Source organism: Variimorphobacter sp. HTMS_6 (assembly GCF_059717775.1).
In genome coordinates this window covers 1374266-1387488 of record NZ_AP046094.1, presented here as the reverse complement: position 1 = coordinate 1387488, position 13223 = coordinate 1374266, and the positions used below count along the sequence as shown (strand labels likewise).

Sequence of the window (13223 nt, the reverse complement as noted above, 5' to 3'; positions counted from 1 at the left end):
TATTAGCCAATAATATGTTTCTTAAAATTAATGTCTAATATATTCTAATATATTCTCACTAATATCACAAGGTATTTTTTGACATACAACGCCTGCTCTCAGCTTTGATTACGAATAAATCCCTTATAAATAGTAGATTTATAAAATATTTGTTGTATAATAATGGTAATGGCTTACCCTCAAAAATACTGAGTATATGTTGATTAAGGAGGTTTAAATGAATTCTATAAAACACAAAAAATTATATCTTTGGTTTACAATTCCAATGATTTGTTTTGTTTTTGTTGTAGCTCCTATTTTAGTCGTTACAAAAATTTCCGAAACATATTACGTTGGTATCGTCAGTAGAATAATCATAGGTGTATGGTGTATTTTTAACGGTATTTGGAATGGCTGTACTGATTACTATTCCATATTTAAAATTGATCGATTTCGTAAAAACAACACCCCTAAATGGGCATGGGGTCTGCTTATTATTGTTGGTTTGTACTGCATTATCACTGCATTTATGGGGTATGGATATAATGGTATTTCAAAACCAATGTAATGTAGGTAATAAAACAGCACTATGTGAGTTTTTATCAATGAACCGACCTCCAATCGTTAGATTTTACGTCTAACTTTTGGGGGTCGGTTCATTTCTCATAGTGCTATTTTTAATGTAAATTTAGTTATCTTCGAACAGTTTATCGTCGAGCAAAGAAGCCCCCTCTTCATCCACTACCACCGTCAAATCCGGGTGCATCTGTAGAATGGATGCCGGAACCGATGGCGTTACGGGACCGGTTAGTGCTTTCTGAAGTATTTCAGCCTTCTCCTTGCCGCTTACTACTAATAGGATTTTTTTCGCTAACATAATGGTCTGAATTCCCATCGTATAAGCTTCCTTCGGAACGGCTTCACCCGGAGCGAATAATCTGGAATTTGCTTCGATAGTGCTCTGAGTCAGCGCAACACAGTGGGTTCCTTTATCAAATGCCTCACTCGGTTCATTAAATCCGATATGACCGTTATGTCCCAACCCTAGAAGCTGAAGATCAATGCCGCCCAGCTCTTCAATCACATTGTTAAAACGAGCACATTCCGCTTCTCTATCTTCTTGTGTACCATCCGGAAGGTAGGTGTTTTCCATTTTCACATTTATATACTTGAACAGGTTCTCCATCATAAAATAATGGTAACTTTGTGCATTATCAGGAGATAACCCCTTATATTCATCCAAATTCACAGTTCTAACCTGACTAAAATCGATATCACCCTTTTGATACCATTCAATCAGCTGTCTATAAATACCGACCGGAGTTGAACCGGTTGCCAGTCCCAATACGCTATCCGGCTTTAAAATCACATGTGCTGATAAAATATTTGCTGCTTTGCGACTCATTTCCTGATAATCCGAAGCTTTATATATCTTCATATTTATGACCTCCATCGTTAGTTCGTAGTTTCTTTTATTCGGTTGCCTCTAAAAATAATAGCTTTAATATTAAGTGCCTGATCCAATAATACAATATTAGCCACCTTGCCAGCAGTGATACTACCGTAATCCTTATCTATGCCGATAACTCTGGCAGGATTTGAGGCTGCTGCCTGAATCGCTGTTTCAAATGGGATGCCCATTGTGTTTACTGCTGTTCTGACGCAGTCCATTAGATTTGTAGCGGAACCGGCTATCGCACCGTCACTCGTAAGTCTAGCTGTCTTTCCAATCACTTGCACCTCTTGACCACCAAGCGAATAGGCCCCATCTGCTAAGCCACATGCCATCATGCTATCACTGACAAATACTACCCTGTCTTTTCCGAACAACTGAATTGTTGCCCTTACCACACTAGGATGTAGATGGATACCGTCACAGATCATCTCCACCGTGCAATCCTTCGAATCATATGCCGCGCCAATAACACCCGGATCTCTATGATGAAAAGGAGGCATCGCATTATATAGATGGGTCACATGACTTGCTCCAACCCCAAAAGCCTGCAAGGAGGTATCATAATTAGCTGTGGTGTGTGCCACGGATATCACTGCTTCACCCTTCACTTGTGAGATAAAATCCATCGCACCTTCCACCTCTGGTGCAATACTGATCAATTTCACCAGGTCGCCTGAGGCTTCTTTTAATCTCCGAAACATACCCGCATCAGGTTGATGCAAATAAGCTGCGTTCTGGGCTCCTTTTTTCTTTTCTGATAAAAAAGGACCTTCTAGATTAATGCCACAGATAGTGGCTCCCTTTTCATTCGAATAGTCACGTGCATTTTCACAGATCCGAATCAATTCCTCTTCAGTAAGCGTCATCGTGGCGGGACAAATTGTCGTCACACCATTCCTCAGTTGGAACTGTGTAATGGCATCCAGTGCCTCCTTAGTGCCATCACAAAAATCATACCCGTCACATCCATGAAAATGAATATCAATCAATCCCGGAATCGCATACAAACCGGCACCATCAATTACCAAATCCTCATGAATATTATGATTATCTTCAGCAATTCTATCCTCCTTGATATAGATATCTCCGACTTCAAATTGTTTGTTATCTTTAAAAACAAAAGCATTTTTTATTATCATACGCCTTTTTCCTTCTGAAATTTTAAATTACTAATTCACAAAATATATCCTAAGCTTGGAACACATAAATTTCCCAAGATTGAGTCATTATATTATGTTGTCTTTTGATTAAAACTACTGGAATGGCAAACGCAGCTGTACCAGCTCACTTTTATAATCTAGATTATCTCAATGTCCTTTTGTGAGATTTTGTTACGATATTCATTTGCCGAAATTCCTATATTCTTTTTAAATACACGTGAAAAATGTGCCATATCAATAAATCCAACCTTTTCAGCGATGTCACCAATTCTTAGGGATGGATCACGAAGTAATCTTTGAGCTTCTTTAATTCTTATATTATTTAAGATTTCCGAAAAATTAAGACCTAAATTCCGATTCAATAATTTACTTAAATGCCATTGGCTTACATAAGTTTTTTCTGCTACTTCGGAAAGAGAAATTTTATGAGGGTAATTTTGTTCAATGTATTTTATAGCGTTATTTACAATAAAATTACTTGCTTCATTATCAAACTTATCAATTGACTGTTCCAGTTTTATTTCTTTTTCCGGAAGAATCCCTTTATGCTTAAGACTTTGTACCATAACCTGAATTGCTTCTTCAATCTCTTCAAGATTGGAAGGCTTTAGTAACAATCTTGTTACACCAAGATTAATTGCTTTCTGCGCATATTCAAATTTACGGTAACCTGTAAGAATACTTACTTCGATATCCGGAAATTCCGACTTTATTCCTGCAATCATAGATAGTCCATCTAAATCTGGCATTGATATATCAGTTATAATAATATGAGGTTGATATTTACGAATTATTTCTGTACCTTCTAATCCATCATTTGCTGTAGCGATAATTTTACATCCATAATTCTCCCAAGTAATCATTCGTGAAATACCTTCTACAATAATTGGTTCATCATCAATTATTACAACTGTGTACATAAGTTACCCCTCTCCCTTTCCTTAATTTTCTATGCTCTAACCTTTTAAAGCCCCTGCTGTTAAACCTTTAATAATGTTCCTTTGTAGGAAGATATATATAATTAGTACCGGAAGAACTATTAGTGTTACGGATGATGCCATTAGTCCATAATCCGTCCCATATTTTGAACTGATTTCCTTGAGTAGTGCACAAATCGGAAACTTGGTGCGGTCACGGATCATGATAAGCTGTGTAAACAAGTCATTATAGGACCATAAAAAACAAAAGATTGCAACTGTTGCTAAGGAAGGTCTGGAAAGAGGAATGATAATTTTAGTAAATACTTTGGCAACGCCAGCCCCTTCCATATAAGCGGCTTCTTCCAATTCAAGCGGTAAACCACGTAGGAAACCTATCATTACTACAGAAGCAAAGCTCAGATTACCAGCTATCTGGGGTAGTATAACAGAAATCGGATTATTAAGTAAGTGAGTCTGAGTCATAAGCCTAAACACTGGTATAATAGTAGAGAATGCCGGGAACATTAGACTTGCCATAATTAAGGAATTGATGAATCCCTTCCCCTTAAAACTATAACGAGTCATTGCAAACGCAATCATTGTAGCCAACAGCATTACGCCTATGGTAACTGTTCCCGAGATGATAAGACTATTCTTATATGCTACTAAAATATTAAGTTTACTAAATGCATTATCAAAATTTGCCAAATCAAAGGACTGTGGTAAACGAAAGGATGAACTTAATACATCATCGGAAGGCTTAAAGGAATTCATAACAATCCATATAAACGGAAATATCGTGGTGATTCCCCACAAGGATAAAACTATATATGTAAATAAAGTTGAAATTTTAATTTTTTTCTTATTATAAGTTTTTTGAACCATTATTCTAACTCCCCCCATTATAGATTATCGTCAGGTCTAAGGATTGATGTTACAACCTTGGAAACGATTACCCCTAATATTACGATAAATATTGCTAAAGTTGAACCGTAATCATAATTAGACATGTTAAAGGTAGTTTCGTACATATAGGTTCCCAAAAAATGTGTCGATCCATTTGGGGCTCCTCCTTGAGCAATCATCCATGGAATGTCGAATACTTTTATTGCACCTGTTACTGCTAATGTAATGCAAGTACAGATAACACCTCTTAATAACGGAATTGTAATAGAAAATACCTGTCTAAACTTCGAACAGCCATCAATTTCTGCTGCTTCGTAAATATCATCGGATATTGAACTTAATCCTGTTAACATAATTACAAAGTAAAAACCCACATAACTCCAAATAATCGGTATGGATAACATTGCAAATGCTGACTTTGGCCCTAGCCAATACACAGGAGTTTTATGTAGTAATTCTAAAATCTGATTTAATGCACCACCATAATAGTTATAAAATAATGTGAACAATAAACCGATAGCCGAACCTGAGATTACAATTGGGAAAAAGTAAATTGTTCTGAATATATGTTGGCCCTTTTTAATCTGATTAACAAGTACTGCGAGGACAAATCCAATTCCAACCTGAAAGATCACAACTAAACCCATCATTTTAAAGGAATTTAAGAGCGCAATCCTCAATTCTGCATCATGAAATAATTCTTTAAAATTTTTAAACCCGATAAAAGGAAAGCTTTGACCGGGCATCCTAACAATCGCACCCATATCATAAAAGCTATTTTTAATATTTTCAATAAATGGTTCAAATAAAAAAACAGCCATCAGTAATAGTCCTGGAACCAAAAAAATCAATAAGGGTAACTTCTTTTTATATAACATTTGCCTCTTCCTTTCATGTAAAAGTTTCGCTTATGAAACTTGCACTTTGCCTGTTCTGCCAGAGGCAGATATATGTTTAACGCGATTATTTTTCAACAAATGATAAGACAACATGAAAATACCAACTTGCTTTATAAAAGGGAGAGAGTTAAATAAACCCCTCTCCCTTTCGGAGTTATGTTATTTATTAAGAGCGATTGCACTGTTTAATAAATCTTCTGGTTTCGTCTTACCAGTAGATACACCAACAATACCTTTTATAATAGTAGTGTAAGCAGCAGCACTGATTCTAGAGTCTGTAGGTGAGGAAACTGTTACTGCTGAACTAGCATAATCTGCACCAGATTTAGCAAGTGGAGTCAATGAATCAGGTGTAGTAACAGCAGTTGCTGGTGAACCGGCACCATTCCAGTAAATTTGAACTTGTGCTGCAGATGTATTAGCTTCAACAAATTTAACTGCTGCTTCTCTCTTTGCAGGATCATCCCAAGCTTTCTTTGTGATATAGAAACCAGAGGAAACACCACCAACCTCAAATCCTTGTTGTGCTTTTGCACCTGGTACATTAGGGAAAGGAATAAGAACAGTGTTATCCTGATCTTTTACCTGTCCAAGGAACCAAGAACCATCTAAATGCATTGCAGCTTTCTTATTAAAGAATAAAGTATTTGTGTCTGCATCCTTTACAGTATCAGTATCAACTGGGAAAGCACCCAAATCTCTTAAAGTTTTGAAATATGTAAGACCCGTTACCCAATCTGCAGGAGCTGATGTAGGAACCTTTGAATACTCATCAGGACCAGCTGCAGAAAGCATTAAGAATTCTGTCCAGTAATGAGGAACTTCATTTAAGGAAGCAGCAATCGGAACGATCCCTTTCGCCTTAAAAGCCTTAATTGCTGCGATTAACTTATCCCAGTCTGTAGGAAGCTCAATATTATTTTTTTCAAATAAATCCTTATTACAGAACAAACCTTCCCAGTAACCTGTGGTAGGTACTGCTCTCTCAACACCATCTGGGTTAGCAGCTAATTTGAGAAAATCTTCCTTCGTATCTTTCGCATAATCCGGATATTCAGCTCTAATTGTTTTGATATCAACAAATTTATCTGCTTTTAATACATCACTTGCATTTGCATCAGTAAAGTACTGAATTACGTCTGGCTCATTACCAACTGCGAAGTCTGCAGCTACCTTCGTTTTCCAATCCTGATCAGATACCTGAGATTCATCTTCAATCGTTACGTTTGGATTATCATTCTGGAACTGTTTGATAACATCCTGATATTTCGGTCCATTAGCATCTGTTCCACCCATCATTGATACCGTTCTCAATGTAACCTTCTGGGCAGCAGGTGCTTTTGTTGCGCTAGCTTCTTTCGTAGGATTGTTGCTGGAAACCGCATCATCTTTCTTACCACAAGCTGTCAACATCGACATTACTAAAACTGAAGCGATTAAGATTGACAAAACTTTTTGAAATCTTTTCATAAAATTGCTCCTCCTTAAATGTTTGTTTACTCCAAGAAGTTACTGACTTACTTGGTATGATTCAATTATAATAACATTTATCCGAAAAGGCTTTAGTCTAACTTGACATTATTTGTTTAATCTTGCTTTCTTATATCTACAATCTTACATTTTCATTATTTAAAATAGATACGAATCACCTTATTATCAATCAAGTTTTGTTAGATTTGATAAATTCTTATAAGAATCATATTCCAGAGGGATTATAATTGTTGATGCTGTCTCCTCTTCTTCGGTCGGCTTAATTGTAAGTCCATATTCCTCACCGTATATTAGTTTTATTCTTTGATTTACGTTATATATTCCCAATGACTCGTGCTTACCCATCTCTTCATCTTTACGACGATAGGTTCCATTCAAGATTTGTTCCACCCTAATAACGTCCTCTTCTGTCATAGGTTTACCGGTATTAATAATTTGGAGCACAGCATTTTCATTTTCTTTGTAAATTTTCAATTGAATTGTACCGTTTTTAACCGTTTCAACTCCGTGTACAACAGCATTTTCAATTAAAGGCTGCAAAATCAGCTGCGGTACTTGTAACTGAAGAAGATTTTCATCTACTTCAGTCTCAACCATGAGTCTTTTACCAAATCTCATTGATATTATGTAAAAATATGCATCAACACATCGAAGCTCATCTGATAACGGAATAAGTTTCTTATTAGAACGATCCATACTATGGTTTAACAAAGTTCCCAGAGCTTCGATCATCTTTGAAACTGCTACATCACCTGCCATTCTTGCCTGCCAATTCATCATTTCTAAAGTATTATTTAAAAAATGAGGATTGATCTGTGACTGCAATGCCATGATTTTAGCATCTTTTCTTGCGAGCTTTTCTTGATAAGCATAGTCAAATAAATATTTAATTTCTGAAGACATTTTATTAAAGGATTTTTTCAAAACATCAAACTCAGTATTCGGCATCTCATTTCCTTCAATCAGCTTACCGATATCACCAAGCTCTAACACTTTCGCCGCTGAAATCATACGGCTCATCGGCTTACTAATATGATGTGATATAAAATAAATCATATATATAAATACAGGAATTACAACTAGCATAATCATAATCATAACAATATATAATTTCTTAAGATCCGAAAAAATGATATTATTATTGGCGACTAATATCGTTCCCAAATGATAATCACTATACCTTTCCTGATAAATGTAGCCGATATATGGACTTTTCGTCTCCCGTTTCATTACTTGGTCTTTTTTTACGGAATAATCGTTCAATAGTTTTTGAATGATATTCTGATGTGAGTTTTCCAACAAACGATTATCATATATAATATTTGAGCTTGTATCATTAATATATAGAGCCATTTCATAGTCTTTATGTAGCGTAATTCCTTCAATAAGCTTGTTGTTATTTAATTCTAGAACCAGTGTTCCAAACTTCGTATAATTGGTTGTTGTATAAAGATTGCGAATTATATAGATTCTTCCGCTAATTATCTTTACATGTGCGTCAGAAGTATCCTGTTGTGAAATTTTATGAGCTTCTTTCTCAACCTTATTCTTATAAATATCAATTAGGTCTTCTTCTTTTTGTTGGGTATGGTAGATATAATCAGGGTTAGAGCATAAATAAAATATCGCTACACCAAAGCGATTATTATTATAATTAGAAGTAAGATTTTTGTCGATTATATTATATAAATCAGTATTTGTAATTTTATTATTCTTATAATCTTTACAAGCATCTTCTATCACCTTTTCATAGGAGGATTTCTTAGCGATTACTATCGATTCATCAATCTTCTGAGCACAAAAATTCGTAAAATTTTTCAAATTTTCCTGCATTAATATACTTGTCCGGGCGATAATATCATTACGATAGGATATCGTTAGAAAAGTATAAATGGTTAAAACGGGTACTAACCATATTGCAAGAACAAGGAACAACAATCGTTTTCGTAGAGATATCTTGTTATTCATAAATATTCCTTTCTTTCTGAAAGTGTATAGTAGAGACATGCCAAAAATGGGTTATCACTAAGGATAACCCACTTTATATTTTATCATGTTAAGATGAATTCCGCATTAATAAAATGAATTTTTTACCAATGAAAAATTCTATTTTACGCTTAATTTTTGTTTATTATTTAAATCCAAAAAATTTTCAAAGATATCGCATACCCGTGCTGCTTCATCCTCCTCAGGCATTTCACAAAAGATACGAAGCAATGGCTCAGTTCCCGAAAAACGAATTATAATCCATCCGCCATTCTCGAAATAGATTTTGCAACCGTCTAAGTACGAAATTTTCGCAATTTCATATGGTAGATCCGGGATCAATTTATCTACCATAACGATATGAAGTATTTCATTCTTCTTTTCAACACTAAAACGGTAATCCTTTTCTTCCATATAATAATGACCGAATTGCTCATAGATATCTTCCATGATTTCAGAAAGTTTTTTTCCAACAACAGCAATCATTTCAACTAAAAGAGCTGCAGCATATACTCCATCTTTGCCCTTAATATGACCACGAACCGTTAATCCGCCGGAGGATTCTCCTCCGATCACCGCATTGGTTTCATTCATTTTTGAAGAAATGTACTTAAAGCCAACTGGTACCTCATAGCACTTTTCACCAAAGCTTTCTGCCACCTTGTCTAGTAAATGTGTGGTTGCAAGATTACGTACACAGGAACCCCTCCATCCCTTATACTTTACCAAATAGTAATATAATAGCACTAAGATATCATTCGGATGAAGGAATTTGCCATTATCATCAATCACACCGATACGATCTGCATCTCCGTCTGTTGCAATACCAAGATCACAATAACGATCCAGTACATAGTTTTGCAAGCTTCTTAAGGTATGCGCGGAAGGGGAAGGTAATTTTCCACCGAACAACGTGTCATGTCTGTCATGTATAATTGACACGTCACACCTTGCTGTTAATAGAATCGTTCTCAAGGAAGTTTCACTCACTCCGTACATTGGATCCAATGCAATTTTTAGTCCTCTGTCTCTGATTACTTTCATATTAATCTCATTAATAATATTATCGATGTACTCATTCAGAGGATTTAATTCATATATCATTTGCTGTTCGAGGGCAGTATCGTAGTCAATGGATATAATCTCCTCGTCCTCCACTCCAAGTATATAATTCTCAATCTCCTGAGTCTGGAATTCATCCGCATCACGCCCGCCATAGGTAAATACCTTTACCCCATTATAAATAGCAGGGTTATGACTTGCGGTAATCATCATTCCATAATGGAACTCATACTTCATAACATAAAACATGATTAATGGAGTCGGTGAGGATCGATTGATCAGATAAGCCGTAATTCCTTCCGCTGCAAAAATTTCCGCAGCCCACTTCATTGCTTCCTTTGATAAGAAACGACGATCATATCCGAGTACGATCCCTTTTTCCGCAACTCCTTCATCTTTCATCTTCAAAGCTAATCCTTTGGATAGCTTTTGCATATTCACTTTAGTAAATTCATCACCAATGATTGCTCTCCATCCACCTGTGCCGAATTTTATCATAATATCCTCCATTCTACACAAGATGGGATAAGCATTGCTCCTCTAATCACCACCTTGTGACTATATACTTGATGTACACTTTTCAGTCTTCTTATTCGCAGTTACCCATGATAACTGTAACATCATTCACGCTTCCTGCAGGCATCACTGTAATATTCTCTACCTTTTCTCCATTCACTGTGATCGATTTAACACCCTTCATCACGTTATCTGGATTTAATACTGTAATATAATATTTCGCCCCTCTCCATTCACGTGCAACGGAGAAACGTCCCCACTCAGACGGAATGCAAGGGTCTACCTGAAGATATTCAAACTGAGGACGGATTCCTAGAATATATCTGGTAGCTGAAAAATAAGCCCACCCTCCGGTACCTGTCATAAACGGATGTCTTGCACGTCCATGAGCTGTGTGCTCCTTCCCAACAACAAACTGGCAATAGGAGTACGGCTCCGCTTCACGTATTTCAATCATATCATTTTGGTTATATGGAGATAGCGCATCGTAATACTTCATTGCTCTGTCTCCTCTGCCCAATACACATTCTGCTGCCCATGCCCATGGATTTGGATGACTAAAGATCGCACCATTTTCCTTTAAACCCGGATACACTCTGGTTACAAATCCAATATCATCGTCCGGCACCGTATAGGAGGGTCCATTTAACATAATTCCATAAGGGGTATATAGGTATTTATCGACGGAGTCCATCGCCTTTTCGCCCTTCTCCTGATCCGCTAACCCAGAAAGAACCGCCCAGGTATTGGACTCGAGATGTATTTTACCCTCTTTGTCTTCACTAGTACCGATTTTCTTGCCATTTTTCGTAATACCGCGAATATACCATTCCTGATCCCACAGTTCCTGCTCTGCAACTTCCTTAACTTTATTTAGAATTACCGAATATTTTACCACATCTTCGTCCCTGCCCAGATAATAAGCAATCTGAAGAAAGTTCTCAAGTGCCCAATAATGAAGGAAGGAAACCATAGCGCTCTCTCCACCACCAAGGTTTAAGCAATCATTCCAGTCCGCACGTAGCCCTTTACAAATTCCGGTCCGACCCACCTGCTCCGCAGAAAAGTCTAAAATCCTTGTCATGTGTTCATAGACCGTACCGCTTCCGCCATCAGCATAGGTAATCACTTCATCTAAAAATGCTAACTCGCCGGTTTCCTTCACATATTCTGTAATGGAGCTTACCAACCAGAGCGCATCGTCCGAGCAGGCGTCTTCGATACCGTGGATCATATCATTTTTATTCGGCGTAGGCACCACAGTTGGAGATTTAAACGGTTTGGCATTATTGTTTGGTTCAAACCATTCCGGTTGGAACAGATGTAACCCATAACCTTTCTGTACCAACGCACGTAGTAGTTCCACGATTCTCTGTCGGCACTTCTCGGGATTAGAATGTGGTACTGTCATAGCATCCTGCGAGGTATCTCGGTAACCCAAGCCGGTTCGGCCGCCCACTTCGATAAAGGAAGCAAATCTGGAAAACATAACATTGATTTCAGCCTGATATAACGTCCAAGTATTAATCAAGGTATTCATACCTTCATTCGGAGAATTTATCTGTAGTTTGTCTAATTTCTCTCTCCAAAAATCCTTTAATACTTCAAATTCATGATCAACCTTACATAAATCCGAATATTTTTCACGGTATTTCTTACCCTCAACACGATTCCCCTCACCAAGCATAAAGATAATACGAACCTCTTCACCCGGTTGTAGAATAAGTTTTTTATGTAATGATCCGCAATGATTATTCCCCTTTTCAAAGGTTCCACCACAGATTCCCTGTTCTACCGATACCGGATTTGATTCGGTATGATACAAACCGATAAATTTATCTCTTAAACAATCAAAGCTATCCGGCTCCATATTCGAAGTAAAGAACTGATATCCGAACTCTTCATAGAATAAATCATGCTCAATGATTCCATCTTTATAGGAGGAGCCGGCTGCATAATTACTCATCTGAAAATTGCGATTATCCATATCGATATGGTGATAGGAAAATTCCAGATAAGAAAACACGCTAATTTCTCTGACTTTATTATCATTATTCTTAATTTTTACATCCCATAGTTCTACCGGATCCAAGGTTGGGATAAATAAGGTCTGTTCCGCCTCAATATTGCTGTAATTACAAGAGTACTTGGTATAGGAAAGGCCATGTCGACACTGATAATCTGCTACATCAAGAGGTTTGCCTACCGGCTGCCAGGATACGCTCCAGTAATCTCCGCTTTCCTCATCTCGAAGATATACATAGTGCCCCGGTCGATCCATCGGTACACTATTCGCACGAAAGCGAGTGATGCGATGATATTCCGGTGACTTATAAAAAATATATCCCCCTGCCGTGTGGTTAACTACAGCGCACATATCCTGTACGCCAAGGTAGTTCGTCCACGAGGTAGGAAGATCAACACGTTCAATTACATATTCCCTTTTCTCATTATCAAAATATCCATACTTCATGATAAGCTGCACCTCCAGGTTTTTTACAGGATTCAAGCTGAATCCTCTGCGATACATAAGATCTTATTCTCATTATAATGAACCTAGGATTTATTTGTATTGTTAACTATGTCAATATTTGATTATATTTGTTGTACTTTTTTGGCTTGAAAGGATTAGATATGGTCGTTATGGAATACGTTTCAATTAGAATTTACATATATTTATAGAAAATATTACATAGAATTGAGAATTCCTTGGTAGCAGATTATTGGGTGAATAATATATATTAAAATTGTAAAGAAGATAAGATTCATTATCCTTAAGAAAGTCACTTAACCTTATCCATTTGCATATTAATAAGAATTAGTTGATTCATGTAACCAAAATAAAACA

At 36.7% G+C, this 13223-nt stretch carries 10 protein-coding genes; 1 reads left to right on the top strand and 9 read right to left on the bottom strand.

Translation table 11 applies throughout. From position 1 onward, the window contains the following. Positions 1-217 precede the first annotated feature (217 nt). A complete protein-coding gene (locus tag AC6IWN_RS06215; RefSeq protein ID WP_497991503.1) occupies positions 218-547 on the top strand; it encodes a hypothetical protein in 330 nt (109 codons plus the stop codon). Positions 548-667: 120 nt separating this feature from the next. Here AC6IWN_RS06215 and nagB read toward each other — a convergent pair whose 3' ends face one another. The 9 genes from nagB to AC6IWN_RS06170 all read right to left on the bottom strand — a co-directional run bounded on the left by nagB (position 668) and on the right by AC6IWN_RS06170 (position 12848). Continuing rightward, positions 668-1417: a glucosamine-6-phosphate deaminase gene (nagB, locus tag AC6IWN_RS06210; protein WP_497991502.1), complete on the bottom strand. Its 750-nt coding sequence runs from the start codon at positions 1415-1417 to the stop codon at positions 668-670. A gap of 17 nt (positions 1418-1434) precedes the next feature. Beyond that, positions 1435-2574 (bottom strand): N-acetylglucosamine-6-phosphate deacetylase, encoded by a 1140-nt coding sequence (nagA, locus tag AC6IWN_RS06205; protein ID WP_497991501.1) that lies wholly within the window; start codon positions 2572-2574, stop codon positions 1435-1437. Between the two features lie 158 nt (positions 2575-2732). Continuing rightward, positions 2733-3515, bottom strand: coding sequence for a response regulator transcription factor (locus AC6IWN_RS06200; protein WP_497991500.1), 783 nt, complete (start codon positions 3513-3515; stop codon positions 2733-2735). A gap of 36 nt (positions 3516-3551) precedes the next feature. Beyond that, entirely contained in the window at positions 3552-4400 is an 849-nt protein-coding gene (locus AC6IWN_RS06195; protein ID WP_497991499.1) for a carbohydrate ABC transporter permease, read from the bottom strand. A gap of 17 nt (positions 4401-4417) precedes the next feature. Continuing rightward, entirely contained in the window at positions 4418-5299 is an 882-nt protein-coding gene (locus AC6IWN_RS06190) for a carbohydrate ABC transporter permease (protein WP_497991498.1), read from the bottom strand. 180 nt (positions 5300-5479) lie between these two features. Then, positions 5480-6790, bottom strand: coding sequence for an ABC transporter substrate-binding protein (locus tag AC6IWN_RS06185; protein ID WP_497991497.1), 1311 nt, complete (start codon positions 6788-6790; stop codon positions 5480-5482). A gap of 186 nt (positions 6791-6976) precedes the next feature. Further along, positions 6977-8779 carry a sensor histidine kinase gene (locus tag AC6IWN_RS06180; protein ID WP_497991496.1) on the bottom strand — a complete coding sequence of 601 codons (1803 nt, stop codon included), beginning with the start codon at positions 8777-8779 and terminating at the stop codon, positions 6977-6979. A 138-nt stretch (positions 8780-8917) separates the two neighbouring features. Continuing rightward, positions 8918-10357 (bottom strand): phosphoglucomutase/phosphomannomutase family protein, encoded by a 1440-nt coding sequence (locus AC6IWN_RS06175; protein WP_497991495.1) that lies wholly within the window; start codon positions 10355-10357, stop codon positions 8918-8920. 91 nt (positions 10358-10448) lie between these two features. Then, a complete protein-coding gene (locus tag AC6IWN_RS06170) occupies positions 10449-12848 on the bottom strand; it encodes a glycoside hydrolase family 94 protein (protein WP_497991494.1) in 2400 nt (799 codons plus the stop codon). Positions 12849-13223: the final 375 nt, after the last annotated feature.